This is a genomic window from Mycobacterium sp. G7A2 (assembly GCF_041902445.1).
Classification (GTDB): Bacteria; Actinomycetota; Actinomycetes; order Mycobacteriales; family Mycobacteriaceae; genus Mycobacterium.
In genome coordinates, this window is record NZ_CP169251.1 from 2,702,042 (window position 1) to 2,728,327 (window position 26,286).

General features: G+C 65.3%; 27 protein-coding genes. 15 read left to right on the forward strand and 12 right to left on the reverse strand.

Going from position 1 to position 26,286, the window contains the following annotated elements:
* Positions 1-2: 2 nt before the first annotated feature.
* Positions 3-908 carry a TIGR03619 family F420-dependent LLM class oxidoreductase gene (locus ACEWX3_RS13005; protein WP_374159600.1) on the reverse strand — a complete coding sequence of 302 codons (906 nt, stop codon included), beginning with the start codon at positions 906-908 and terminating at the stop codon, positions 3-5.
* On the reverse strand, positions 905-2,026 hold the full coding sequence (locus ACEWX3_RS13010; RefSeq protein ID WP_374159601.1) for an acyl-CoA dehydrogenase family protein: 1,122 nt from the start codon (positions 2,024-2,026) through the stop codon (positions 905-907). Before ACEWX3_RS13010 ends, ACEWX3_RS13005 begins: the two co-directional genes overlap by 4 nt.
* A gap of 240 nt (positions 2,027-2,266) precedes the next feature.
* On the opposite strand from ACEWX3_RS13010, the gene ACEWX3_RS13015 reads away from it, so the two are divergent.
* From ACEWX3_RS13015 to ACEWX3_RS13040, 6 genes are read left to right on the forward strand one after another with little or no spacing between them, the layout of a single operon-like run.
* A complete protein-coding gene (locus ACEWX3_RS13015; RefSeq protein WP_374159602.1) occupies positions 2,267-3,463 on the forward strand; it encodes an amidohydrolase family protein in 1,197 nt (398 codons plus the stop codon).
* Positions 3,464-3,469: 6 nt separating this feature from the next.
* Entirely contained in the window at positions 3,470-4,453 is a 984-nt protein-coding gene (locus tag ACEWX3_RS13020) for an acyl-CoA dehydrogenase family protein (protein WP_374159603.1), read from the forward strand.
* Positions 4,450-5,649 (forward strand): acyl-CoA dehydrogenase family protein, encoded by a 1,200-nt coding sequence (locus tag ACEWX3_RS13025; protein WP_374159604.1) that lies wholly within the window; start codon positions 4,450-4,452, stop codon positions 5,647-5,649. Before ACEWX3_RS13020 ends, ACEWX3_RS13025 begins: the two co-directional genes overlap by 4 nt.
* Positions 5,649-7,214, forward strand: a complete 1,566-nt coding sequence (locus tag ACEWX3_RS13030; protein ID WP_374159605.1) for a class I adenylate-forming enzyme family protein — start codon at positions 5,649-5,651, stop codon at positions 7,212-7,214. Before ACEWX3_RS13025 ends, ACEWX3_RS13030 begins: the two co-directional genes overlap by 1 nt.
* Positions 7,211-8,089, forward strand: coding sequence for a mycofactocin-coupled SDR family oxidoreductase (locus tag ACEWX3_RS13035; RefSeq protein ID WP_374159606.1), 879 nt, complete (start codon positions 7,211-7,213; stop codon positions 8,087-8,089). The genes ACEWX3_RS13030 and ACEWX3_RS13035 overlap by 4 nt, the downstream gene beginning before the upstream one ends.
* The gene (locus ACEWX3_RS13040) at positions 8,089-8,940 is read left to right on the forward strand and encodes a hypothetical protein (protein ID WP_374159607.1); all 852 of its coding nucleotides are present in this window, start codon (positions 8,089-8,091) and stop codon (positions 8,938-8,940) included. Before ACEWX3_RS13035 ends, ACEWX3_RS13040 begins: the two co-directional genes overlap by 1 nt.
* Before the next feature lie 17 nt (positions 8,941-8,957).
* On the opposite strand, the gene ACEWX3_RS13045 is transcribed toward ACEWX3_RS13040, so the two are convergent.
* From ACEWX3_RS13045 to ACEWX3_RS13080, 8 genes are all read right to left on the reverse strand, one after another.
* Entirely contained in the window at positions 8,958-10,136 is a 1,179-nt protein-coding gene (locus ACEWX3_RS13045; protein WP_374159608.1) for an amidohydrolase family protein, read from the reverse strand.
* A gap of 73 nt (positions 10,137-10,209) precedes the next feature.
* A complete protein-coding gene (locus ACEWX3_RS13050; RefSeq protein ID WP_374159609.1) occupies positions 10,210-11,094 on the reverse strand; it encodes a TIGR03619 family F420-dependent LLM class oxidoreductase in 885 nt (294 codons plus the stop codon).
* 6 nt (positions 11,095-11,100) lie between these two features.
* Positions 11,101-11,856, reverse strand: a complete 756-nt coding sequence (locus ACEWX3_RS13055) for an SDR family NAD(P)-dependent oxidoreductase (protein ID WP_374159610.1) — start codon at positions 11,854-11,856, stop codon at positions 11,101-11,103.
* Positions 11,853-12,449 carry an SDR family oxidoreductase gene (locus ACEWX3_RS13060; RefSeq protein ID WP_374159611.1) on the reverse strand — a complete coding sequence of 199 codons (597 nt, stop codon included), beginning with the start codon at positions 12,447-12,449 and terminating at the stop codon, positions 11,853-11,855. Before ACEWX3_RS13060 ends, ACEWX3_RS13055 begins: the two co-directional genes overlap by 4 nt.
* Before the next feature lie 9 nt (positions 12,450-12,458).
* Positions 12,459-12,890 carry a hypothetical protein gene (locus tag ACEWX3_RS13065; protein ID WP_374159612.1) on the reverse strand — a complete coding sequence of 144 codons (432 nt, stop codon included), beginning with the start codon at positions 12,888-12,890 and terminating at the stop codon, positions 12,459-12,461.
* A gap of 20 nt (positions 12,891-12,910) precedes the next feature.
* Entirely contained in the window at positions 12,911-13,612 is a 702-nt protein-coding gene (locus ACEWX3_RS13070; RefSeq protein ID WP_374159613.1) for a hypothetical protein, read from the reverse strand.
* A gap of 121 nt (positions 13,613-13,733) precedes the next feature.
* Positions 13,734-14,555: a CbbQ/NirQ/NorQ/GpvN family protein gene (locus tag ACEWX3_RS13075; protein ID WP_374159614.1), complete on the reverse strand. Its 822-nt coding sequence runs from the start codon at positions 14,553-14,555 to the stop codon at positions 13,734-13,736.
* Positions 14,552-15,886 (reverse strand): nitric oxide reductase activation protein NorD, encoded by a 1,335-nt coding sequence (locus ACEWX3_RS13080; RefSeq protein ID WP_374159615.1) that lies wholly within the window; start codon positions 15,884-15,886, stop codon positions 14,552-14,554. The genes ACEWX3_RS13075 and ACEWX3_RS13080 overlap by 4 nt, the downstream gene beginning before the upstream one ends.
* A gap of 42 nt (positions 15,887-15,928) precedes the next feature.
* On the opposite strand from ACEWX3_RS13080, the gene ACEWX3_RS13085 reads away from it, so the two are divergent.
* Positions 15,929-16,111: a hypothetical protein gene (locus tag ACEWX3_RS13085; protein WP_374159616.1), complete on the forward strand. Its 183-nt coding sequence runs from the start codon at positions 15,929-15,931 to the stop codon at positions 16,109-16,111.
* A 321-nt stretch (positions 16,112-16,432) separates the two neighbouring features.
* Entirely contained in the window at positions 16,433-17,512 is a 1,080-nt protein-coding gene (locus tag ACEWX3_RS13090) for an NAD-dependent epimerase/dehydratase family protein (protein ID WP_374159617.1), read from the forward strand.
* Between the two features lie 37 nt (positions 17,513-17,549).
* On the opposite strand, the gene ACEWX3_RS13095 is transcribed toward ACEWX3_RS13090, so the two are convergent.
* Entirely contained in the window at positions 17,550-18,431 is an 882-nt protein-coding gene (locus ACEWX3_RS13095; RefSeq protein WP_374159618.1) for a helix-turn-helix domain-containing protein, read from the reverse strand.
* A gap of 96 nt (positions 18,432-18,527) precedes the next feature.
* Between ACEWX3_RS13095 and ACEWX3_RS13100 the strand changes: the two genes are divergently transcribed.
* From ACEWX3_RS13100 to ACEWX3_RS13130, 7 genes are all read left to right on the forward strand, one after another.
* A complete protein-coding gene (locus ACEWX3_RS13100) occupies positions 18,528-19,580 on the forward strand; it encodes a zinc-binding dehydrogenase (protein ID WP_374159619.1) in 1,053 nt (350 codons plus the stop codon).
* Positions 19,577-19,975, forward strand: a complete 399-nt coding sequence (locus tag ACEWX3_RS13105) for a nuclear transport factor 2 family protein (RefSeq protein WP_374159620.1) — start codon at positions 19,577-19,579, stop codon at positions 19,973-19,975. The genes ACEWX3_RS13100 and ACEWX3_RS13105 overlap by 4 nt, the downstream gene beginning before the upstream one ends.
* Positions 19,975-20,811, forward strand: coding sequence for an SDR family NAD(P)-dependent oxidoreductase (locus tag ACEWX3_RS13110; protein WP_374159621.1), 837 nt, complete (start codon positions 19,975-19,977; stop codon positions 20,809-20,811). The genes ACEWX3_RS13105 and ACEWX3_RS13110 overlap by 1 nt, the downstream gene beginning before the upstream one ends.
* Positions 20,812-20,817: 6 nt before the next feature.
* Positions 20,818-21,774 carry an LLM class flavin-dependent oxidoreductase gene (locus tag ACEWX3_RS13115; RefSeq protein WP_374159622.1) on the forward strand — a complete coding sequence of 319 codons (957 nt, stop codon included), beginning with the start codon at positions 20,818-20,820 and terminating at the stop codon, positions 21,772-21,774.
* A 16-nt stretch (positions 21,775-21,790) separates the two neighbouring features.
* Positions 21,791-22,342, forward strand: a complete 552-nt coding sequence (locus ACEWX3_RS13120) for a hypothetical protein (protein WP_374159623.1) — start codon at positions 21,791-21,793, stop codon at positions 22,340-22,342.
* 116 nt (positions 22,343-22,458) lie between these two features.
* Complete coding sequence (locus ACEWX3_RS13125) at positions 22,459-23,685, forward strand: cytochrome P450 (RefSeq protein WP_374159624.1); 1,227 nt, start codon at positions 22,459-22,461, stop codon at positions 23,683-23,685.
* An 81-nt stretch (positions 23,686-23,766) separates the two neighbouring features.
* Positions 23,767-24,876, forward strand: a complete 1,110-nt coding sequence (locus ACEWX3_RS13130) for a dihydrodipicolinate reductase (RefSeq protein WP_374159625.1) — start codon at positions 23,767-23,769, stop codon at positions 24,874-24,876.
* A 25-nt stretch (positions 24,877-24,901) separates the two neighbouring features.
* On the opposite strand, the gene ACEWX3_RS13135 is transcribed toward ACEWX3_RS13130, so the two are convergent.
* Positions 24,902-26,284 (reverse strand): wax ester/triacylglycerol synthase family O-acyltransferase, encoded by a 1,383-nt coding sequence (locus ACEWX3_RS13135; protein WP_374159626.1) that lies wholly within the window; start codon positions 26,282-26,284, stop codon positions 24,902-24,904.
* Between the last annotated feature and the right edge of the window lie 2 nt (positions 26,285-26,286).

Sequence of the window (26,286 nt, forward strand, 5' to 3'; positions counted from 1 at the left end):
TGTCAGCCTGCGGCGATGAACTCCTTCGCGAAGATCCGCGCGCGGTCGATCACCTCGGCCCGATCCTGCCCAGGAGGCGCGATCGGCAACCATGTCACGCCAGCCGAGTTGAGGCGTTCGAGGATGGCATGGCGCTCATCGACGGACTTGCTGTCATCGAGCAGGTTCCCAGCCGAGAAGCAGATCTCCATCGGCTCGGTCCGGCCGATCTCGGCTGCGTAGGACCTGGCCCACGCGATCGCTGATTCCAGTTCTTCGACAGTGGAGATCTCGGAGGTCCGCGACGCGGTCGCATAGCCGAAGGTGTTGAACGGCGCCCAGCCCTGACCGCGGGAAACCGCACGACGGACTGCGGGCTTGCTGTTGCCGCCGATCCAGATCGGCGGCGCCGCCGAGGGGACCGGTCGCAGGCGCACACCGCGGGTCTGGAAGGTCGAACCTTCATAGGCGACGTCCTCGCCGGTCAGCAGCTTCTCGAGGACATCGAGCGCTTCGTCGAGTAACGCGCCCCGGTTGTCGAAATCGACTCCGAGGGAACGAAACTCCGGCTTCAAGTAGCCGGCGGCGGTCCCGATGATCAGCCTTTCACCGGAGAGCACCTGCAGGCTCTGGATCGACTTCGCCCCCAGGATCGGATTGCGGTAGGCCGCGATGTAGACGTTGGTCAGCAGTTTGATGCTCGAGGTGGCCGCGGCAGCGAACGACAGCGCGACGAACGGGTCCAGTGCGTGATGTCCGCCGTGGTCGAGCCACTTCGTGTCGGGCGCGGGGTGGTCGGTGACGTGCACCGCCGAGTAGCCGGCGGCCTCGGCGGCCTGTGCCACCTCGGTGATTGCAGCCGCCGAGACGAACTCCGCTGGATCCTCCACCCGCTGGGTGGGCAGTTCGAGAGAAAACGAGAGGGTCACGATGGTCCTTTCGACTGCTCACGGGACGGCGAGACGTGATCCGCCAGTCGCGCGAGATGGTAATCGGGGTGGCCGAACATCAGCTCGCTGGCCTTGGCGCGTCGCACGTACAGGTGCGCATCGTGTTCCCAGGTGAACCCGATGCCTCCGTGGATGCGCATGTTGTCGAGGGAGACCTGGAGCAGCGCTTCGGAGCAGACCGCCTTCGCCACCGACGCGGCCGTTGCGCGTTCGTCGTCGTCGGTGACCGTGCAGGCGTGGAACACTGCTGATCGTGCGCCCTCGACCAGGACCAGCATGTCGGCGCACCGGTGCTTGATGGCCTGGAAGCTGCCGATGGGACGGCCGAACTGGATGCGCTCCTTGGCGTAGCTCACAGCGGTGTCGAGGCAGTGCTGGGCGGCGCCCACCTGTTCGGAGGCCAGAGCGATGAGCGCCAGATCGGACGTTCGGGTTAGGCCTGAGGCAGCTCGACCCTCGGTACCGATCAACCGCGCGGCGACGCCGTCGAAGCGCAGTCGCGCGACCTTGCGGGTGCGGTCGAGCGTGCGCAGCGATTCGCGTTCGAGCCCCTCAGCGGCGGCCTCCACCGCGAACAACGACGTGCCTCGTGCCGTGTTCGCGGCGACCAGGATGAGGTCGGCGATGTGGCCGTCGAGCACGAGGGCCGCGTCTCCGGAGAGTCGGTGATCGGAGCCCTCGCTGTGCGCGGTGATCTCGACAGTGGCTGGGTCCCAGGCACCGAGTGTGCCGTTGAGCACCAGCGTTGCCACCAGGCTGCCGTCGATGAGCTTCGGTGCGAACTCTTCGACGGCGGTCTCGTCGCCACTGTTCAGGAGGGCCTGCAGCGCCAGCGCGACCGTCGAGAAGAACGGCGAGCACAGCAACGCGGCGCCCATCTCCTCGAAGACCACCGCAAGCTCCGGCATTCCCGCACCCGCGCCACCCCATCGCTCGGGCACGGCGATGCCATGCAGTCCCAATCCCTTGGCCATCTGGCACCACACCGCATGGTCATAGCCCCGTTCGGTGTCCATCAGGTTCCGAACAACGGAACTGGGGGAGGTGTGGTGCAGGAAGTCGCGAACGGCTGTCCTGACCGCGTCCAACTCACTCATCTGCGGGTGCCGCGCGCAGGGCCCGAGGCCGTGCAGAATTCTGCTCGATCGCACCATCCGACGAGACGGCATCGGGCGTTGTTGGCGTCATTTCTCCCTCGGGTATTCGAGTGGGCCGCGTACTGAGGGGCCGCCCTGTCTGGCGACAACCTCACCGACCCCGGGATAGGCATTCGCGATCGAGGATAGTATCTTTTCCAGAAACAGAGAATAAAGATTCTCACCGGAAGGGATCACGCAGTGACGACAAAACTCGAGTACGGGATCTTCGACTGCGACACCCACTGCTACGAGACGCGGGATGCGTTTACCCGATATCTGCCCAAAGAGTTTCACGACAGGGCGATCGCGCCGGTGCGCGCGGCCGACGGCAAGGAAGTCATCCTCGCCGGGCACCGGGTCGCGACGTTCAACAGCGAAGCGGGCCTCGGTTTCGATCTCGCCTACCGGCCTGGATCTCTGAAGGAAATGCTCAAGCAGATGGGTTCGGGCAACCCGGATGAGACCTACGAGCCGCAGCCCATGCAGCCCGAATGGTTGGAACGCGAGCCGCGACTGAAGGTGATGGCCGAACAGAACGTCGAGCGCGCGGTGATCTTTCCGGCGGGTATGGCGCTGGCCGCCGAGCACTACGTCGACGACACCGAGGCGCTCTATGCCAACCTGCGCTCGTTCAACCGATGGTTCGACGACACCTGGGGTTTCAACTACCAGGACAAGATCTACGCCACCGCGCTGCTGTCGCTGCGCGACCTGGAGTCGTCGATCGCCGAAACCGAGGCCATCATCGAGCAGGGCGCCAAGATGGTGCTACTGCCCACAGGTCCCGCCCACGGCCGCTCGCCCGGGGACCCGTACTTCGATCCGATCTACGCGCGCCTCGAAGAGGCCGGCTGCACGCTCGTGTTCCACATCCAACCGTTCTGGTATTTCGATGCCATCTCTCCGGCCTGGGGTCACAACCCGGACCCGGCGGCCTGGCACATGTCGGCATGGCAGTGGATGAACATCTACGGGCAGCGACCGATCGAGGACACCCTGTCGGCGTTGATCTTCGACAACCTGTTCGGGCGTTTCCCGGGACTGAACGTCCTGGTGGCCGAACACGGCGCAGAGTGGGTTCCGCAGTTCGTCGTCCACATGGACAAGAGCAGGGGGATGGGCCGCAACGGACCGTGGATCGGCGGGAAGCTCACCGAGAAGCCGTCGCAAATCTTCCGCAGGCACGTCGGGGTGGTGCCCTATCCCGAAGACGACATTCCTGCGATCGTGGATCGCCTCGGCTATGACGAATGCCTGTTGATGGGTTCGGACTACCCGCACGCCGAGGGGTTGGCCGAGCCGGCCGATTTCGTGAAGCTGCTCGATCCGCTGGACGACGCGGCTAAGAAGCGCATCATGGTCGACAACGCCGACCAGCTGCTGCGCCGGAGCTAGTGTTCGGTGGCTTCGGAGGATGCGGCAGACACCGCCGACGTCGACCTGGACCTGCTGAGATCGTCGGCGCGAGAGTTCCTGTCGGAACGTGGTGAGAAGGACTCGGTCGAGGAGCTGGCACAGCTGGACTGGACGGGTCTGCTGGTCGACGAGCAGTTCGGGGGTGCGGGCTGGTTGCCGCTCGAAACCGTGGTCATCGCCGAGGAGCTCGGCCGAGCCGCTGACCGGTCGCCGTGGTTCGGCACGACGATGGCTGCCGCTGCGCTGACGTCTGCCCCTGCCGACATCCGCGAACGCTGGTTGCCGGCCGTGCTCGGCGGAACCGTCGCCGCCGGCGTGGCATTGGCCGGCGATACGGTTCGGGTGACCAACGCCGACGTCGTGAGCATCCTGGTCACGCTGGGCAGCAACGGAGTTCAGCTGTTCGAGTTGTCCGACACCACCTCCAGGAGCCGAGACGACGAACTGCTGGATGTCAGCCGTCCGGCGTGGCGGGTCGAACTCGCAGGAAGTGAAGGCGTGCCCGTCGGCGGGGCCGACCGGGCGGACACGCTGCTGGCGGTCGCCAGACTGCTGCTCAGCGCCGACTCCCTGGGCACGGTGGCGACGACCTTCGAAAGACTGGTCGCCTACCTGAAGGAGCGGGTCGCCTTCGGCGCCCCCATCGCCAGCTTCCAGGCGGTACAACACCGACTGGTCGAAGTGCTGGTGCTCGAGACGAAGGCTCGCGCGGTGATCATGAAGGCAGCGCGTTCGCTGGTCTCCCATGAAGCCTCTGGTGACGCGCTCGCGCTGTCCGCCGCTGCCCATGCATTCGTGACGGCGCACGCGACAGCCGCCGTCGACGAGTGCATGCAGTTGTCCGGTGGGATCGGATTCACCTGGGAGTACCCGCTGCATCACGAACTGCGCCGGGTGTTCACCAACGGGCACCTGCTTGGAACGGCTCGCTCGAGCCGCTCGGCCTACGCGCAGAAGGTCGGCTGGTGAGCGGTACCGGCCGACGACCCGGCCGAGAGCAGCTCGACGCGTTCAGAGGACGGGTGCGCGCGCACATCGCTGACAACGCCCCCGCCTTGGTCGCACGAGAAGGTCGCCGCGCGCCGGAAAGCGCCGACCAGGAGGCAGCACTGCGCACCTGGTTCGCGGGCCTGTTCGACGCCGGTTTCGTCGGCGCGGACTGGCCGGTCGAGTACGGCGGCAGACCCGACCATCACCCGCTGCACGATCGCATCGTCAGCGAGGAGATCCTGCGTGCCCGCGCTCCCCGGCCGGTCGACCAGGTCAATCTCGCTGCCCACGTGCTGTTGCACTTCGGGTCGGAGGAACAGAAGGCCGACCTGCTGCCACCGATCAGAAGCAGCGAGCACGTCTGGTGCCAGTTGCTCAGTGAACCCGACGCCGGCAGTGACATCGCCGGGGTGCGATGCCGCGGCGTCCGCAATGACGACGGCAGCTGGGTGCTCGACGGTCAGAAGACGTGGATCACCGACGGACATTGGGCCGATATGGGGCTGGCCCTGATCAGAACCGATCCCGCGTCGTCGCGTCACCACGGACTCTCGGCCTTCGTGGTGCCGCTGTCGGCGCCCGGCGTCGAAGTGCGTCCCATCCGGACGATCAACGACGCGATCGAGGTGAACGAGGTTTTTCTCGACAGCGTGCACATTCCCGCAGACGGTCTGATCGGACAACCCGGTCAGGGCTGGTCGATCATCATGGCGGGCTTGGACTTCGAGCGGTTCGGCATCGGCGGCAACGTGATTCTGCTCGAGTTGCTGATCGATGATCTCGTCACGGTTGTGCGCCACGCGACACTCGCAGGGAGGCCCGCATTCGACCATGAGGACATCCGCCAGAAAGTGGCAGAGCTGGCGGTCGAGGTCGAGGTCGCCAAGGCGTTCATCGACGACCACGTCGAGCGGATGATCGTCGGTGCCGATGCGGTGGGCGACGGATCGATCGCCAAGCTGAGCTTCGCCGAGACTTACCATCGGGTTTCGGCATACGGCGCCGAGCTCGCAGCGACGGTGTGTACCGTGGCCGCCGATGCGAGCGTCGACGAGGCCAAACAACGCCTTCGGGAATGCTGGCTGTGGTCGCGGGCCTACACGGTCTCGGGCGGCAGCTCGGAGATGATGCGCAACATCCTGGCCAAACGTCGGCTCGCACTGCCGAGCGGCTGATGACGGGCAGCGGGACCTACTGGGGCCTGGTCGACACCGCGGCTCGACAACACCCTGATCGGGTGATACTCGTCGACGACTTCGGCCGCAGCCTCACCAACGCAGAACTGCATTCTGCAGCTCTGCGCACCGCTGCGGCCTTTGCGGGACGCGGGATCGGCACCGGCGCGGTGGTGTCGTGGCAGCTTCCGACGACATTGGAAGCGATGGTCGTCATGGTGGCGTTGGCCCGCCTCGGCGCGGTGCAGAATCCCATCCTCCCCATCTGGCGACACAGCGAAGTGGGTTTCGTCACGCATCAACTCGATACCGAGGTATTGATCGTGCCGGGCATCTGGAGAGGGTTCGATCACGTCGTGCTCGCCGACGACCTGGCGCGCGAACGGGCGATGTCGATCGAGGTTGTCGATCACGCGGCACCGATCACCGACGCTCTGCGCCTGCCCATCGGGGACCCGGCGACGCTGCCTCCGCCCCCGGTCTCTGCTGAGGACGCACGGTGGGTGTACTACTCGTCAGGCACGACAGCGGCGCCCAAAGGGATTCGACATTGTGATCGCTCGGTCATCGCCGGATCAGCCGGTGTGGTCGGGATGGTCGGCGCTTCCAGCGTGGACGTCAATCCGATCGCATTCCCGGTGACGCACATCGGCGGCGCGGCCATGCTGGCCGCCAGCCTGTTGACCGGCATGCGGTTGGTGCTCTTCGATACGTTCGACCCCGCGCGGACCCCCAAAGCGATCGCCGATCACGGCGCGACGCTCCTGGGATCGGCAACCCCATTCTTCGTGGCCTACCTGGCTGCACAGCGCGAGCACGGGCCCGATCCGCTCTTCCGCAACCTGCGAGGTTGTGTCGGGGGTGGAGCCCCGATCACCGCCGAGCTGGGTCGCCAGGTGCGTGAGACATTGTCGGTGCCGGGAATCGCGAACGCGTGGGGCCTGACCGAGTTCCCGGTGGCGACGTCGCCACCACCTGATGGCGACGGTGACACCCTGGACCACACCGTCGGGCGGCCCGTCTCGGGAGTGAGCGTGCGGGTCGTCGGCGACTCGGAACGAGAAGTCGCCATCGGCGAGGTCGGCGAGCTGCGCCTCAAGGGCCCTCAGTGTTTCCTCGGCTACGTCGACGACGTCCTGGACGCACAGGCTTTCGACGCCGAAGGATGGTTCCGCAGCGGCGATCAGGGCCGGCTGGACGCCGCGGGGAACGTCATCCTCACAGGACGCCTCAAAGACGCCATCATCCGCAATGCCGAGAACATCTCCGCCCTCGAGGTCGAACAAGTGCTCGCCACCCACCCCGCCGTCGCGGATGTGGCAGTGATCGGCGTGCCCGACGCGCGCACCGGCGAACGCGTCTGTGCGGTGATCGTCGCCAGTCGCGATCAGACGGTGACGCTCCACTCGCTGTTCGAGCACTGCCAGGACAGCGGGCTCAGCAAGCACAAGTCGCCTGAGTGCATCGAGTTCGTCGACGAGCTGCCGCGCAACAGCACCGGCAAAGTGCTCAAGGCCGACCTGCGGGCACGGTTCTGCCGGCATCAGACAGAGGAGAAACAATGACCGGAAGACTGGCCGGCAAGGTCGCGTTCATCACCGGAGCTGCCCGTGGCCAGGGACGCGCGCACGCGATCGCGATGGCGCGTGAGGGTGCCGATATCGTCGCCGTGGACATCTGCGCCGACATCGCCTCGAACCCATATCCCCTTGCCACACCGGATGATCTCGGTGAAACCGAGCGGGCGGTCAAGGAGCTCGGTCGCCGTGTGTACGCCAGGGTCGCCGACGTCCGTGAGCGCTCCGCCCTGCGGGAGGCGCTGGACTCGGCACTGGCCGATTTCGGCCGCTTGGACATCGTCGTCGCCAACGCCGGCATCCTGCCGATGGCCATGGGCTCGCCCGACCCGCAGCACTTCGTCGACGCCTCGGACGTGGACCTGGTCGGCGTGCTCAATACCGTGGCGGTGTCGTTGCCGCACCTCTCGGATGGGTCGTCGATCGTCATCACGGGTTCGACCGCGGGAATGATGCCCGGAAATGCCGACAGCCCCGAGATGGGACCCGGTGGTGCCGGCTACGCGTGGAGCAAGAAGACGCTGATGGAGTACGCCGAGCAGATGGCGATCCATCTAGCGCCCAGATTCATTCGCGTCAACGTCATGCATCCGACCAACGTCAACACCCACCTGCTGCACAACGACGGGATCTACGGGGTGTTTCGGCCGGACCTGGTGGCAGAGGGCAAGAAGCCCACCCGCGAGGACGCCGATCTCGCGTTCACCTACTTTCAGGCCATGCCGATTCCCTTTGTCGAACCCGAGGACATCGCGAACCTCGCCGTTTTTCTGGCCAGTGACGAGAGCCGGTACATCACCGGCCAGCAGATCCGTGTCGATGCGGGCTCCTACCTCAAGTTCCCGAACGGGCCGGGGAAGTGATGGTTCGCGACATCAGAGAGTTGGCCTCCGATCCCGTTGCGTACGCGGCCGAGTTGCAACGCCGGTGGGGCGGGTTGTTGAGCTACCGCTACATCGGGCGCCACCACGCCTCGATGACTGTCGGAGCCGTGGACGACACCGTGACCGTCCGCCGCGACATGCGCGATGTCACCGGAGGGATCCTGTTGAGCGTCTTCGGTATCGCGTCTCCTGAGGGCGGTGTGGTGTCTGATCTGGAGGCCGTTCCGAATCCGGTGGTGCACTCGTGTCAGATCCTTGATGCGGGTGTGGATGTGAAACGGTTCGAGGTGCGCACCGAGGACCTCAAGCGCGGGCAACGGATGTCCTACAGCAGGTCGCTGATCGTCGACGCCGACCATCCCGCTCGCGTGCTGGCGATCACCGAGGGGCAGGGCGTCACGATCGGCGCGCCGCCCGAGGGGCTGCAGAAGATGACTGTCGAACGATTGGATGTCGTCGACTCTCCTGACCTGCCGCCACTGTGGCAGGTGTTCGGCGGGCGTCAGGTGGACGCGAGAACCTGGACTCTGCCCGAACTCTCGGCAGAGGTGGCCTCTCCGGACGCTGCGCTGCACGTGGGGCCACAGTTCGTGATGACCGAGACCGCGGCGCGCAGCAGCGTCGCGGAGTTCGCCGGAACCAATGCGATCGTCGGCGCGTCATCGCACACCATGTTTCTCGCCAGGGCTAAATCGGGCCCGTTCACCTTTGTGGCAGAACCGATCGCCGGTTCCGGTGGGACCATCGCTTCGCGCACGTGTGTCTATGACGAGGGTGCGGACCGGAAACTGGTCACCGTTGCCACCCACATGTATCGCCGCGCGCAATAGCGTCCGGACTGCCGGTCCTAGATGCCGATGAGCTCTTTGAGATTGCCACCCATCACGCGGCGGGTCGTTTCTGCGGGCAGGTTGTCGAGTTCGTGAACGAAGTCCACCGGATTGGCCAGGCCCTCCGGGTGGGGGTAGTCCGAACCGAACATGACCCGGTCGGCGCCGAGCACCTCGATCAGATGCGACATGTCCTCTTCGTGGAACGGGTTGACCCAGACGTGGCGACGAAAGACGTCCGCGGGGTGTTCGGTGAAGGCGCCGGGCTTCTTGCGGTGCACCCGGTCGAATGCGTCCAGCAAGCGGGGAGCCCATGAGCCGCCGTTCTCGACCACGCCGATCCTCAAGCCGGGAAACCTCTCGAAGACTCCATGAGCGATGAATGCGGCCAAGGTGTCGAAGATGTGCCGACTTTCCTCATAGATGAAGCCGCGGAAGGTGGTCAGTTGAAATCCCTGGAACTCGTCGCCGGCTTCCCAGTCCCCGAGGTAACGGTCATAGCCCGCATCCGAATTGTGCATCTGGACGGCGATGCCGGAGGTCTCGACCAGGCGCCAGAAATCGTCGAACTCCGGCAGTGCCGGCGACCGGGAAGTGCCGTCTTCCCGCGGCACCGGCGCCGGTCTGATCAACACCGTGCGGGCACCGTTGTCCAGACACCACTCCAGTTCGGCAACCCCCGCCTCGGGATCGTTGAGGGAGATGGCCGGCACGGCGAAGATGCGGTCCTGATAGTTGAACGTCCAGTCCTCGAGCAACCAGCGATTGAAGGCGTGCGTGACGGCGTGGGTGAGCTCGGTGTCCGACTTCGTACGCTCCTCCAGCATCCCGGCCGTGGTCGGGAACATCACCGCGCCGTCGACCCCCTGCTCGTCCATGAGCGCCAACCGCAGGTCCGGGCGGCGGAACGCGTCCGGGCACCGGATCGGCTCGGCCAGTTCCCGCAGCGTCTTGCCCTCGGGATTGATGCCGCGGTAGTAGTCGGCCCAAGCGCCCGGGGTGGGGATCACCTCATAGGTCGGGTTGGGAATGCACTCGGTGACCACGCCGAGAATCTGCAGCTTTGTACGTCCGTTGACATCGACGAACTTCAGTGCCTCGGAATACTTTTCCGGAAGGTATCGCGTGTACGCATCGATCGTCTCGTACATGTGGTTGTCCGAATCCCACACCTCGAAGGCTTGTTGCTCCGCCATCGCGGTCTCCTCTCGACATTTGGAAACGATGTTACCGTCAGAGGAGAGCATTGATTTCCGATATGGCCGTTGTTCAGATTTTCATTCCTGCGATCTGACGTACCTGAGCGAGAACGGTGTCGCGCTCCAGCGGGGGCAACACGACCTGCAGGTGATCGACTCCGAGACGGCAGTACTCCGAAATCGCCCGCCCGAGTTCGCCGACGGTGCGCGCAGAGACAGATGCGACCTTGAGAATCGTGCCGTGATCCCGGTGATGATGGTCGGCGATGCGCCGGATCTCGTCGAGGAGCTCGGCAAGTCTGGCGGTCGGCATCGGCGCTGATATCCACCCGTCGCCGATGCGCACGGTGCGAGACAGTGCCGCTGGGGAGTGGCCCCCGATCAGAATCGGAATCGGCTGTTGCTTCGGCCGTGGACGCGGGTCCATCGGGTCGAAGCAGAAGAATTCACCGTGGAATTCGACATAGGACGACGGTGAGCACCACAGCGTTCGGAGCACCGCGATGTGTTCTTCGCACCGCGCCGCCCGGCGATCCCACGGCAGGCCCATCGCGGCGGCTTCCTCCCGGAGCCACCCGATTCCGACGCCGCAGACGAGCCGGCCACCTGAACACGCATCCAGGGTAGCCAGCTGCCTGGCGTTCAACACCGGGTTACGCAGTGGTAGCGATGCGACTGACGTGCCGAGACCGATCGTCGACGTGAAGCCGGCAACCCAGGTGAGCGTCGTCAGCATCTCGTAGTTGGGTGCCAGGTTGTCGGACAGCCATCCGTCGGCGACGACGGTCGGCCGTCTGCCGAGAACATACTTCGACGTCGTGCGGTGTGGCAGCACAAGATGGTCGACTGCCCACAGCCGGTCGATACCCGACTCCTCGGCCGCGAGAGCAAAGTCACGAAGAAGTGCCGGAGACGCGGTCGGACCCGTCTGCGGTAACACCAGACCGAGTTCCACGGCCGATCAGAGACTCGTGTAGTGGCCGCCGTCGACGCCCAGCGTCTGACCGGTGATGTACCTGGCCTGTGGACCCACGAGAAATGCGACCGCCTCTCCGATGTCAGCTTCCGGATCTCCGACACGGCCGAGTGGGATCCGCCGTGCCAGACGTTGCTCCATGGCGGGATCGGCCTCGATCGCGGCGGTCATGGCAGGCGAATACGCCAGTGGGGAGACGATGTTGACCGTGATCCGGTCAGGACCCCACTCGCGGGCCAGGCTCTTGGCGAACCCCCGCAGAGCCCCTTTCATCGTGGCGTACAGGGGGAGGGTGGCGCTGCCTTCGATGCCCGCCGGTGAGGTCATGACCAGAAAGGTGCCGCCGCGCTCGCGCAGCGGTCGATATGCGGCAGCAGCACAGTGGCGCGCCCCGTCGATGGACACACCGTAGTGTGCCGCCCACACTGCCTCGTCGACATCTTCGAGCCGGTGCGGGCGGCTGGAAAGGTTGCTGGTGGCGTTGTGTACCACCGCGTCGAGCCGGCCCGTCGACGTGAGGGCGGTGTCGACAGCGGCCTGCACGGAGGCGGCGTCGGTGACATCGCAGTTGACCCAGGTGGCGGCGTGCCCTCGGGCGCAGAGTTCGTCAGCCGCCACCCGACCGGAGTCGCGGGCAGCGATGACGACATGCGCACCATGCTGCGCCAGCGCAGTGGCGATCCCACGGCCGACCCCGCCACCGGCGCCGGTGATCAGGACCGTGTAGTCGGTCAGGCTCACGGCAGCATCAGAGCTCCGCCGTCGACCATCATCGTGGCGCCGACGACGTGCCTGGAGTCGGTCTGCAGCAGGAATCGCAGTGTCGAGACGATGCTCTGAACGAGGTCGTCGTCGGCAGGCACCGCTGCCGCGGTGAGGTGAGCGGCTGATCCGCGCATGTCGGGGGCGAACAGCGGTAATGGCGCGGCAACTGTGTTGACCACGATATTGCTGGCGGCCCACTGCCGCGCAGCGGATTTCGCCATGGCCCGAATTCCTTCCACCGCGGTCGTGTACGGCACCAGGTGCCGCGCGCCGACCATGCCGATGGTGGGCGTGACCAGCACGATTCGACCGCCGCGGCCGGACATCACCGAGCGCGACCGCTGCAGTGCCATCAGCGCGAGTCTCATCGGCTCTTCGGTGAGCCGGCGCCAGTCTTCGTCGCCGGCGCTGCTGACGCTCACATCGTGTGCATCCGCACCGACGACTATCACGACACCCGTGGCGTCCCGAGGTAGCGACACCGCGTCGAGCCCACACAGATGTGCGCTGAGTGCGTCGGCCAGAGCGCGCGAAAGTGCAGTCGGCGGGCCCAGTACCGCGGTCGACATGGCCGTCGCTCAGGGGGTCGGCGACGTCGTGGCGGCGCGGCCGGCTTCGCGCTCTTCGTGGATTCGCACCAGCTCGCGGAAGCCGATGCGGTCGTATTGCGGAATCGGCTGCACCCCCCACTCGTCCCTGGCAGTGTCCTGGTTCGCGGCTTCAGGGGCACCGCCGAATGGCGGCCCACCGATCGGATAGGGCTGCTGGCACTCCAGGCTGTCGTCGGAGTACCGCACCTTCATCAATTCGCTGCAGATCTCGGTCAAGGACAGGGTGGGCCAGCCGTACCAGACCGCGATGACCGGCACCGTCAGGGAGCCTTCGATCACGAGGCCGAACAAGCAGACGTAAAGCGCACGTCTGAGCCAGGTGTGCATCCTCGCCCATGTCTTGGTCGTTCCGACGGGCAGCGACTCTGCCGCTGACTCTTCCGCTTCTCCTGCGCGCATCACGCAATCTCCTCTTCAGGTCAGTCGCTGAACACTTCCCGGTTCACGGTGTGCAGATAAGGAATGGCCAGGAACGGCGTGATGTAGAAGATGTTGTACGCCCACCAGCCCAGGACGGGAAGGCCGATCGCCGCGTACCGAACGTCGGCATACATGGTCATGTTGATGATGTAGCCGGTCCAGACGATGACTCCGAACCAGCAGGTGACGATCAGCCACTGATGGCCCCAGCGCTTCATCTGGAGAAACGCAATGGCGGCCGCCATCCGCATCGGGAACGCGATAAGGACACAAACGATGATCCATGACTTTTCGCCCGGCGCACCCGCGCCGCCGATCCACAGTTCGTTGTAGTGCCAGAAGTAGCCTCCATCGATCAGATTGCCCCACGCGGTGAACACGGTGCGGGTGATGAGGGCATGGTTGGCGAAGAGGTCCAGCGCCCAGCCGATGCTGTTGAGCGCGGCGTCGAGGATGACGACGTATCCGATGAGGGTGACCATCAGGGGCCGGACCGACAGCCCCTCACGTTGCGCGCGGCGCAGCAGAAAGAGCCCTCGCATGAAGAGCGGCAGACCGATGATGCCCAGGACGAGGGTGCCCATCAGCACAGTTCCTGAGATCAGCCAGCGGTCGGCCTGGCGTTGAACCTGCCGGCTGTTGAGCTCATGTTCGTCCACGACGGACGTCGCGGCAGCCGTGCTGAACTCGTTGGAAGCCATCGTCACCAGTCCCTTGTGAGGAGCATTCCGAGCTGGATGAGGAACATCGCCAGCAGCATGCCGTAGATGAAAATCTGAAACGCGATCAGTCCGCGTCTGCGTCTACGGTCTTGATCGTCCATCAGTTCCTGCCCTCCTCGTCGCTGGAAGTCAATGTAGCGGAGGCGATTTCGTGAAGACCCTCGCTGATGGCGCCATCGTTGCTCAACGGCGCGAGAATGCACGCCTGGGCCGCATCGGATTCCGGTATCCCTGCAGCGACCAGATGGGCCGCTGTCACCAGCACACGCGTCGAAGGGGGCTCGAAGTGGAACATCGCATCGGCATCGCGGATGCTGTTGGCGCACCGAACGAACCTTTGTGCGACGGCGAGAGGCACGCCAGCCTCTTCGGCGACGACTGCGGCCTCGTCGTCAGCAGGCAGATAGTCAAGTGGGATCGTGACGAAGCGTTGCCGAAACGACGGCTTGAGTTCCTTGAGTGAACTCCGGTAGGCCGGATTGTAGGAACACACGAGCATGAAGCCGTCGGGGGCGGCTATCGTCGCGTCGGCACGGTCGAGATAGAGGGTCCGCCGGTGGTCGATCAGCGAGTGCAGGATCGCCAGCGAGTCGTGTCGCGCCTCGACGACCTCGTCCAGGTAGCAGATGGCACCGTTCTTCACTGCCTGCGTCAGGGGCCCGTCGTTCCAGATCACGTCACCACCCACCACGGTGAACCGGCCGACAAGGTCGGAGCTGGTCAGGTCGTCATGGCAGCTGATGGTCACTACCGGCCGACCCAGCCGTGCGCCCATGGATTCGACGAAGCGGGTTTTCCCGCAGCCAGTCGGCCCGGTCAGCATCACCGGCACGTGCCGGTCGAACGATGCTTCGAATATGGCGATCTCGTTGCCTGCTTCGTGATAACGAGGGATCTCGACCACTGAGTGTGATTCGGTCATGCGGCAGCCAACTCGCGATGAACTCGGGCCAAGCTGGCCGGAAGTTGTTCGACCCGGCGAATCCGGTGGGAACGCCTGCTGCCGAAAACTTCTGGAAGAGGATCGACTTTGACCACCCCGACACCGATGTAGAACACGGACACACCGGCCTCTTCGGCTTCCGTCAGCGCGTGTGCGACGTCCGCCCACGCGTAGCGCCCTTCATAACCTTCGTCTGACATCAGCCCGTCTCCGATGACGATCAGGGACCGGCGCGAGGCCGGCTGATCGAGAAGTCGTTTGGTCAGGTGCCGGATCGGCGCCCCGAGCCGTGTGTAGCCTCCGGCGGTCAGCCCGGATGTGCTCGGTATCGCCATCAGTCGGTCATCGAAGTCTTTGAGGCATTTGACGTCTACGCGGTGGCGGGTGTTGCCGCTGAACACGAAGACGCCGTGGCGTTCGCGTGCCGACGTCATCGCCTGGGACAAGGCGTCCGCGCACCTCAACTCGAGCTCGAAGGCTCGTCCGGAGTGGACGTTCAACGAGGAGCTGCCGTCGAGTAACAGAGCGGTGGCAACGTCGCGCTCGGTGGGGACCAGATCGCGGAAGAGCCGCGGCTCCTCGACGTGACCGGTACGGCGAGCGACGAAGTGGGCAACGTAGCGGTCGATGTCGAGGTCGGAACCGTCGTCGAGTCCGCCGCGCCACGCGCGCTGAGTCTCTTGGCGGAACCACCGCCGAAGTTCGGGGCGCAGCGGTACCGCCTGCTCAGGTCCGCGGACGTGCCTGCGTTCGAGGACGGCGACATGGTCGACGAGAAAGCGGCCCGTCCAGCAGTTCCACTCCGGGTAGGGAAGTCCAAGGCGTTCGGCGGCCCGGATGGGGGGGTCGTCGTCCTGCGGCCGGCTGGGAGGAGGGAGGTTGGGATTTCGCACGCCGCCGTCGCCGCCGACAGGTATCGACATCAACCGCTCGGCGGCGCGGCGCTTGGAACTCCAGGGCATGCGTCCGTAGGCGCGACGTCCCGCCGCGAGCAGTCCGCGCTGCTTGCTCATACCAGACGGCAGGCGCCCGAGCAGTGGAGGGCAGTACAGGCGCTGCTCCGAAGCCGCCAGCGCTGCACTGCGCTCAAGGATCTCGGAGACCTCGAGATCACCGTCGAGAACGGGAACAGGTGCGGCACTGGTGGTTTCACTGAGCAACCCAGGCCAGGTGTTCGCGAGCCATCCTATTGCCACTCCGCCTTCGACAATGGACAACGCCTGGCGCTGACGCGGGCTGAGCTCGGCGATCGGCAGTTGCGCTATGAGGTCTTTCGACGGAGCGCACTGCAATGCTATCCCGCATGTCATCAGGCGGGGCGTGGTCTCTTGTCCGGGCGGCGGATACGGAACGTGCACTTCGGTCCGGGTTCGCGAGAGCCCGAACTGTCGCTGGTCTCCGGTGACGAGTCGAGCTCCGCCGCGCCGGCCGGCGGACAGAGCGACTGCGATCACAGCACAGCGCCGCTCGATGTCAGCGGCGGCTCGGTCTCGATGGTCGGTCAAGGCTCGGACCGTCCCTCGGCGGATCTCTGATCTCCGGCGGTCAGAAGGTGCCGATGTTTCCCATCATCCAATAGAAGAATGCGACAAGTCCGCATATCGCCACCCACGTGATCGACAGGCGGAGCAGTTCGATGAACATGGGGGAACCTCCGACGATGAGCAGCGATATTCGGTGACGGGTCGAGAAGGCGCGACATCGACATCGGTTGAGTCACGTCGCTCCTTGCCGGGTCGGGACACTGGGTCGCAGCGAATGTTAGCATCATTCTCCAATATGAGAATGGCCGTTTGCGTCGGGCCAGTTCTGCCGGACGTCCCCGCAGTCGTCGGGTCCGACATGAGGAGAGTGACATGGGTCCCGTTCTGGTGACAGGTGCGTGTGGCCTGGTCGGACGTGCAACCGTGTCTCGGTTGCACGAGCAGGGCAAGACGGTCGTCGCCACTGACCTCGACACACCGGCCAACCGCAAGGTGGCCGAGAAGCTGCCCCCGGCTGTGCCCGTCCTGTGGATCGATCTGACCGACGAGTCCGACGTCCGCTCGATGGTCGATCGAGTCGCGCCGTCGGTTGTCGTGCACCTCGCTGCGGTGATCCCCACTGCGTGTTACGTCAATGTCGGCCTGGCAATGCGGGTGAATGTAGAGGCGACCAAGACGCTGCTGCGCATTGCGCGTGCTCAGCCCGTCCCGCCGAGATTCGTCCAGGCCTCGAGCGTGGCCGTGCACGGGGCGCGCAACCCTCATCGAGGTGACATTCTGCGGGCAGAATCCCCGACGACCCCCGTGGACTCCTACGGTCAGTTGAAGCTGGCTGCTGAATCGGCGGTCATGGCGTCGGGCCTCGACTGGGTCGTGCTGAGATTGGGTGCGGTCGTCAGCACCGACCTCAGGTCGCTGCCGATCGACGCCGGAATGATGTACATGGAATGGTCACTTCCCGTGGACGGCCGGATCACCACGGTCGACGTACGTGACGTCGCGACGGCGTTTGCGAACGCGGCCACAGCCGACGTCGTCGGCGAGGTCCTCCTCATCGGCGGCGACGACTCGCATCGGCATGTGCAGGGGCAACTCGGCCCGGCAATGGTCCAAGCGCTTGGCTTGTCCGACTGTTACCCCGACGGCCGACAGGGGAATCCGAACGACGATTCGGCGTGGTTCGTGTGTGACTGGATGGATACCGCCCGAGCCCAAGAGGTGTTGTCCTTCCAGAACCACTCTTGGCCCGCGATGCTCGCCGAGATCCGCCGCAAAGCCGGCCCGATGCGACCTCTCCTCAGGGCGGTGTCCCCGCTGGTACGCGTTCTCTTGGCGCGCCGAGCTCCCTACCGCGGTCGTCCTGGTACTCATGCAGATCCGTGGGGACAGGTCAGGCGCCGCTGGCCGGGTGCAGCACTGATCGACCCCGCGCAGTTGGTCGCCGAGCGGTGATCGTTGCGCCGGGTTCGTCCGGTGCGGCGGGGATCGCCTAGCTCGGGTGATCAGTCTCGGCACTCGAAGTGAGCGTGCGGATCTCTGCGAGCAAGTGCCGCGCAACGTGATCGATCTCGTGGGTTGTCATGGGAAGCATCGGATGCACGCCGAGAATGAGCCGCGTGTGGCCGGAATCGTCCAGGGCCGGCGCCGAGATGGTGGCAACTGTTCGACCCTCGCCGGTGAGTTGCTCGTCGGCGATGCCCGAGGTCAGCTCGACGCGCAACTGGTCGATGATCGGGCGCAGCCCAGCGGGCAGCGAGTCCACGGACACGGCGCCCAATGCGTGCGCGATCTGCGCCAGAGCCGGTGTCATCCAGTCGACGTCATAGCCCCGATCGCGGGTCCGGGCCAACACGGCGTGCAGACGACGTTCGAGATCCGCGTCGCCGGCGCTGCCACGGCAGACCCAGTCGCGCTGCGCTTCGGTCGCATCCCATGCCGCGAACGCCACCCCGAACGGGGGCAGGTAGGGAATTCGATCGATTACCGCGTCCCGTAACGGATTGTGCGCCGGGCTCTCGAACGCCGTGATCAGCAGCTCGTCGCCGCCGACTTCGACGACCGAGACGGGCATGTCCAGCGTGCGGGACAGTCGTCCCGCGGCCTCGCGAGCCACCTGCGCCAGCGGGCGGGCGGTATTCAGGCTTGCGGCGATCAGCGAGAGCATGGGACCGAGTTCGAAGCTCTTGGTGATCGGATCGCGGGTGACCCAACCGCGGTCTGACAGCGTCTTGAGAATGGCGTGCGTGGTGCCTTGCGTCTGTCCGAGCTCGTTCGCGATGTCGGAGAAACGCATGCGCCGATTCCTCGGCCGGCTCAACAACTCGACGATGTCGACGACTCGCTCGGTGGGAGCCGAACTCGAACCGCGCACCCTTGACTCCTCTGGTTCTCATCTCATACCGTCAGACAAATAGCCGAGAACTATATCTCGAATATTCGAGAACAGCAATGAACGGCGGGGTGGTCGGTGCGCGCGGTAGTGCTCAGAGGTGGTCGGCTCGAAGTCCGCGACACCGCCGATCCTGTTCCGGGACAGGGTGATCTGCTGCTACGGACCCTCAGCACGGCCATCTGCGCATCGGACGTGCACTTCATGGATCACCCCGAGGCCGGAATCGACGATCCGACGGGTAGGTCGCTCTACGACGCCGACCGCGACATCGTCATGGGTCATGAGTTCGTCGGCGAAGTCGTGGCGCACGGCCCCGGTTGTTCCGACGCGTTCCCTCTCGGCGCCCGGGTGACGTCCATGCCGATCCGCCTCGTGGACGGAGGCGCCGGCGGGCTGCACATCATCGGACAGCATCCGGAAGCCCAGGGCAGCTTCGGTGAGTTGCTCGTCGTGCCGGAGGCCATGGCCAAAGCGGTCGATTCGACGGTGTCGAGTGATGCGATCGCAGTCGTCGACGCGTTCGCGGTCGGGGAGTTCTATGTGCGGTCCGCCAACGTGCAACCGGGCGAGATACCGATCGTCGTCGGCGCAGGGGCGGTCGGACTGTCAGCCGTAGCTGCCCTGTCGGCCCGCGGGATCGCGCCGATCATCGTGTCGGACTTCCACGCCGAGCGACGTGACCTGGCGATCACCCGCTTCGGCGCACACATCGGCGTCGATCCGGCAACCGAGTCGGAATTCGACGCATTCCGTCGGGCCCGGGCCGAGCATCACCTGGGCGGCGTCGCCGTGGTTTTCGAATGCGTGGGCGCGAAAGGGCTGATCGACCGCATCGCCGCCAACGCCGAGTTCTACACCCGCATCTACTGCGCAGGCGGATGGTATTCGGGCGACACCCTCGACATCACCCAGGCCACCCAGCAGGGCCTCACATTCCAGTTCGGCGGCGGCCCGATGCCCCAGGACTGGTATGGCGTGCTCGATGCCGTGGTCGACGGGCGACTCGATCCACTGCCGAGCATCGGCAAGGTCATCGGCCTCGACGAGGTGCCCGACGCGATCGACCAGGTGCGCAGGTCCGAGGGCCCGCCTCGGATCGTCGTCCATCCGAACGGGGACATCGCGTGACTGACCGTGACGACATCGTCGAGTTGACGATTCGCTATGCCACCGCCATCGACTCCAAGCAGTACGCCCTGTTGCAGGACGTCTTCACCGACGACGCTGTCGTCGACTATGGCGTGGTCGGGCAGTGGGCGGGCGGAGCCGCGGTCGCGCAGTTCATGGAGCAGGCACACGTGATGGCCGCCGCGACGATGCACCGGATGACGAACCAGGCGATCGCCATCGACGGCGACGTCGCGACAGTGCGGACGTACGTCGATGCCCTGATCCTTCTCGAGGATGGTACGGGGGCGAACCCGGTCGGCTACTACGACGACGTCGTCATCCGGACATCATCCGGCTGGCGGATCGACAAACGCACCTACACCTCGGTTCGACTGGTTGCGGTGCAGGGCTGATGCCGGAAGGGTTCGCAGCCAAGTACGGGCCGTGGGGGAACGTGGCCGGTGCTTCTGACGGTTGTGGCTCGCTGTTCGCCGAACGCCTCGCGGCTGAGGGCCTGAACGTCGTCCTGGTGGCTCGTCGCCAACATCTACTCGACGAGGTCGCCGCAGGCATTCGCCGGCGTACGGGTTCGGAAACACGCACCGTCGCCGTCGATCTGACAGACGCCGGCGCGGCCCAGGCGATCTTCGACGCCACCGCCGACGTCGAGGTCGGCATGCTCGTCAACTGCGCCGGAGGTGACCCCAATTATCGGGCATTCCTGAGCAGCCCGGTATCGGCGGCGGAAGCGCTGGTGTTGCGCAACTGCCTGATGCTGGTGCGGCTGTGCCATCACTACGCCGCTCCCATGGTGCAACGCGGCAGAGGCGGCATCGTGAACTTCACATCGGGGGCGGCGATCTGCGGGGGCCGGAACCTGGTCACCTACGGAGGCACCAAAGCTTTCGACATGGTCTTCACCGAGGGGCTGTGGGTGGAACTGCACGGCAGTGGCGTCGACGTTCTCGGGTTGGTCCTCGGCATGACGGACACGCCGGCGTTGCGAAAGCTGGAGTTCGAGCGTGGGCGGCTGCATTCACTCGACGACGTACCGGACGGTGCCGTCACGGCGCAGAGCGTGATCGACGTAGCGCTCGACAACCTCGGCAAGGGGCCCACCGTGGCCACCGGCGATGACGTCCGGATGGGTCTGGACCTGCTCAGGTCCATGTCACGAAACGAGGTGGTTCGTCTGATCATGAAGGCAAGCAGCGACGTCATGGGTATCGACGCACGGCAGGGTGACTAGCGCCCGATGTTCACTCTGCGATTCGACATGCGGGCCCCTTCGATCGGTGCGCCGCCCACGGAGCTCTACGCCGCGGCAACTGAGATGTCCGCGTGGGCCGAGACCCGTGGATGCCTCGCCGTGGTCCTGTGTGAACACCATTGCGCAGACGACGGCTACCTGCCATCGCCGTTGCTGCTCGGCGCGGCGATTGCTGCCCGCACCGAGCAGTTGATGCTGAATCTGACGATTCTGCTGCCGTTCTACGACGTGGCTCGACTGGCAGAGGACATCTGCGTTCTCGACCACATCAGCGCGGGCCGCGCCAGCTATGTCTTCGGGATCGGCTACCGGCCAGAGGAGTTCGACCACTTCGGGATGGCGCTGCGCGATCGTGGTCGTGTCGCCGACGAGAAGCTCCCCCTGCTGCGTCGCCTCTTGGCAGGAGAAGAAGTGGAACACGGTGGCAGACGGATGAAGGTGACACCCCGACCACGGCAAGCGAATGGTCCGATGCTGAACTGGGGAGGAGCCAGCCTCGCGGCGGCTCGGCGTGCCGGACGCAACGGCCTGGGCTTGCTGGCGAACGGCGGGGTGCCCGGAATGCAGGCGGCCTACGAAGAAGCCTGCCGCGAGAACGGCTTTGAGCCCGGCTTCGTTCTCATTCCCGAACGAGATGCCGTGGCGAACCTCTTCGTCGCCGAAGACGTCGACGCCGCGTGGGACGAGATCGGCGACTATCTGCTCCACGACGCCATGGCATATTCGGCGTGGAACCCGGACAACAAGGTTTCGGCCAACTTGAGCACCGCCACGACCGTCGACGAGCTCCGGCGCACGTCGCCGTCACACCTGATCCTGTCGGTTGACGAAGCCAGGCAGCGCATTGCCGACGGTGAGATTTTCAACCTCTCGCCGTTGTGCGGTGGCATTCCACCGGATATCGCGTGGCCCTACCTGCAGAGATTCGTCGAGCTGACCTAGCGGAAAGGCAACCCACATGCCCCATGACCGGCTCGCCGTGCACGAGAAGATCGCCTTCGACAAATGGGAGGGCTACGCCAAGGCCATTGAGCGCGGTCGCCGTGTCACGTTCGGCGACAGGTTCATCTGGGCCCCGGACTCCGTGATGATGAGTCCTCTGTTCAACGACGGTGTCCCACAGACTGCCGCCGACATGTTCTCCGACGAGGTCGCCGAGGCTATCGCAAGGTACGCGCCGGACGGAGACATCCTCACCCCCAAGTGGCGCATGTGGTGGAAGCACATGCCCGACTACCGGCTCGCCAGCCCGTTTACGTGTGTTGTCGGTGAGTGGGGTTTCTCGTCCTGCGACACCTACGCGGGGACGCTGGCCGACGGTACGGTGTTGGAACTGCGGGAGTGGGATTACATCTGGACCAACCAGGACGGGCAGATCGCTCGTTGGGACTGGTTCGTCGACTCCGCGGATTGGGCGCGTCTTCTCGCGCTGATCGGGCTCGAGCCGCGCGGATTGCGGGCCCAGGACTACACCGTCCACTTCCTGCGTGAAGGCGGAGCCGACGGCTGAAGACCAGAGGGCTGGAACTCGCATGAGACAACCCGCAGGCTCGTCGAGCGCCGACGATGCGAAACATGCGATGGGGCTTGAGCCGCGGTACTGCACAGCGAAAGGCGACGAGAACAATGCCCGAGAAACTTCAGGATTCACCGGAGGTCGTTCACTTCGACCCGTTTTCCGACGAGTTCTTCAACGACCCGTTCGAGACGTACCGGCGGCTCCGTGATCATGCGCCGGTCTACCACAGCGCGCAATACGACTTCTGGGCGCTTTCCCGGTACGAAGACGTCGCTCCCGCAATGCGCGACCACGAGACGTACTCGTCGGCAAAGGGCGTCACGCTCGATCACTTCATCGATCCGAATGCAATGCTCCCCGAGGGGGTGATCATCATGATGGACCCCCCTCAGCACACGCGGATGCGGGCGCTGGTGAACAAGGTCTTCACCCCTCGTGCCATCGCGAAACTCGAACCCATGATTCGGACCGTGGTCCACACGACGGCACGACGGATCGACACCACGTCGTTCGATCTGGTCGAGGATTTTTCCGCGGTGTTCCCGGTCGAGATCATCACCACGATGCTCGGCGTACCCCCGGACGGACGCCAGCAGATCCGCCATTGGCTCGACACGATGTTGGAGCGGGAACCGGGAAACGTGAGCGTCACCGCGGCCGGACGGGAAGCAGCCGTGACCATGTGGAGGTACTACTACGACCTCGTCGTCGACAAGCGGGCCAACCCGCGCGACGACATGATCACCCGGTTGACCGAGGTGGAGGTGGAACGCGACGACGGCACGGTCACCCAACTCGACAACGTCGAGATTGCCGCGTTCGCCTCGCTGCTCGGCGGGGCCGGCGCGGAGACGGTGACCAAGCTGATCGCCAGTGCAGGAGTCTTGTTCGCGCGTCACCAGGACCAGTGGCAGATGCTCCGAGAGGACCGAACCACTATCCCGGCCGCATTCGAAGAGCTGCTGCGCTACGAAGGGCCGTCCCAATACGACATCCGTTGGAGCAACGTCGAAGTCGAGCTTCACGGCCGAGTCATTCCCCGACACAAGCCAGTCATGCTCATCAACGGATCGGCGACCAGAGATGAGCGGGCCTTCGCCGAGCCGGACCGTTTCGACATCACCCGCGCGCACTCGGGACACAATCTCGGGTTCGGATATGGGATACACAGCTGCCTGGGAGCGGCATTGGCGCGGATGGAAGGTCGAGTGGCCCTCGACGTCCTACTGGATCTGATTCCCGAGTTCGACGTCGACACCACGGGCCTGCGAAGAGTCAAGATGCCCAATGTCTTCGGTTGGGCCAGCGTGCCGGTCCGTGCGACACCGAAGTGAGCTGAGCGCACCGTCGATGCGCAGCACGCCGGATAGCCAGGGCCCTGTGCAAAGACGAACAGACCGAGAGGAAGAACAACGATGATCGACAATTCAGCGGGGCGCGTTCACCGCGTGGCGCATGTGGGCACCGGCTTGACCGGCACGCAGGCCCTGCGAGCCGTCATCGACGACCCTGCCCTTGAACTGGTGGGGCTCAAAGTGTCGACAGCCGACAAGGCAGGTGCGGATGCGGGCCGGCTGGCCGGCGGGCCCGATGTCGGGGTGTCGGCCACCGACGACGTGCAGGCGATCATGGCACTCGCACCCGACTGCGTTCTCTACTGCGCCACCGCCGTTCGTCGCGAGCCAGAGGCTCTCGCCGATATCGTCGGATACCTGGAGGCAGGGATCAATGTCGTCACGATCTCGACGATCCCGATGGTCTATCCGGCAGCCGCACCACCCGAGTGGCGCGAGGCCGTCCACGCTGCGGCGGTGAGGGGGAATTCGACGTTCTACGCCACCGGCGCCGAGCCGGGATTCATCAGCCTCAACATTCCGACCGCGGTGCTTGCCGGCGCGGGTGCTGTCGACTCCTACCGAATGGACGAATATGCCATCGGCCTGGACAAGTCCTATCCGATCTGGGAGGTCCTGCACGAATCGATGGGGTTCGGCAAGCCGGACGGTCATGTGCCCGCGCGAATCGCTGCGGGCAAGGTCAACCACGACTGGGAGACTGTCGTCCGTTACATCGCCGACATCCTGGGACTGGAGCTCGACAGCGTCGACCTGGACTGGGAAACCCTGCTCGCCCCGGAGGATCTCACAACCGCGATCGGGGTGATTGCGCAGGGAACGATCTGCGGGCACCGGTGGCAGCTTGCCGGGATGGTGCAGGGTCAGCCGGCGGTTGCGGTGCAGTACTTCGCGACGGTCAGTTCCACACCGTGGCCGCAGCGCTGGCCGCGACCGTCGCGGCACGACCAAGGTGGGATGGTGATCCGCGTCCAGGGCCGGCCCACCATGTGCGTGGAAGTGTATTTCGAGCAGTCGCCCGATGATCGCGTCAATCCCGGGGTGGCAGCGACCGCGATGGCTGCGGTCAACGCGATACCCGCCGTCATCGACGCTCCCAGCGGGGTGGTGGAGAATCCTCTGGCAGGCCCGTCGATCGTGAGCAGGCAGTCACGCACCAGGCATTCCTGACCGCCCAGGTCGTCGACCGCGCTCGTCACCGAGCTGTGATCGACTGGACGAGTTCGTCCAGCGCGGCCGGCAGCGCGTCAGCGAGAGGCCAGAGGTCCGCGACGAGGTCCGGGCTGGAGATGATCCCGAAACCCAGCCGGCCGTTGTACGACATCGCGGTGATGTTGAGCCCGGCGCCGGCGAGAATCGGCCCGAACGGGTAGACGGCTCTGATGCGGTAGCGCGACAGATAGAGCGGGATCTGGGGCCCCGGGACATTCGAGAGGATGAGGTTGAACGGTGGGTTGGCCGGCTTGGGTACGCGGGGCACGAGCCGCTTGATCGCGCCCATGGTGTATTCGCCGATGAACTGCGTCCAGTCCTGCAGGAGTGTCGGTCCGAGTTCGGTGCTGTGTGCTTTCGCGGCCGCGGTGCTTTCCACCATGTCCTGCAGGCGTTGGACCGGGTCGTCCACAGGTGACTGCAGGCGACAGAACATCCACGTCGTTTGATTGCGGCCCGGCCGGTCCGACTTGCCGTGGACCGAGACCGGAACCGCGGCGACGAGCGGTACGTCGGGCAGGTCGTCATGGAGCCGGAGAAAGGTCCGCAGAGCCCCCGCGCACAGCGCCATGACCACGTCGTTGACTGTCGTCCCGTGGTAGTCCTTGACGGCCTTGACCTCGTCGAGCGAGAGCTCGACGAAGGCGATATTGCGGCGTCCCGAATGTGGGCTGTTGAACACGGTTTTGGGGGCGGTGAAGGGTGCCACCATCGTCTGCCCCGTCCGGGCGCGGCGCACCGTTCTCACGACCGTCTGAAAGGTTGCGGGCAGCAGGCTCGTCAACCGCCACGATCGTGCCGCAACGCCGACGACGCCGGAGGCAGCGATCGCCAAGGCGTTGACAGCGGGCTCAGGATCCGGGTGGCCCTGCGGCACCGGCAGATCGGGCTCGACACTGCACAGGTGCGCCATGATGTTGGCGCCGCCCACGCCGTCGACGAGCGAGTGGTGTGCCTTCACGATGAGCGTCAGCAGCTCAGGCGTCGCGGAGTTCTCCACGGCCCACACCTCCCACAGCGGGTGGCCGCGGTCGAGAGGAAGCGCGGCGACGTGGGCACAGATCTCAGCCACGTCGGCTCGACCACCCGGAGCGGGCACAGCGATGCGCTTCAGATGGCGGGACAGGTCCACGCCGGCGCACTCCACCCAGACGGGATGGTCGATGTTCAGCTGCCCGCCGGCGAGCTTCTTGCGGAATTCCGGCACCGCGAGCAACCTCGACCCGAGCTCCGAACGGAGCGTGTCGAAGCTGTAGCCACCCGGCATTGCGGTGACATCCAATTCCACGACGCAGCAGACGTTCAGTGGCGCAGAGGGTGTCTCCAGGTAGAGGTACATCGCATCGAGACCACTGAGACGCTCCATGG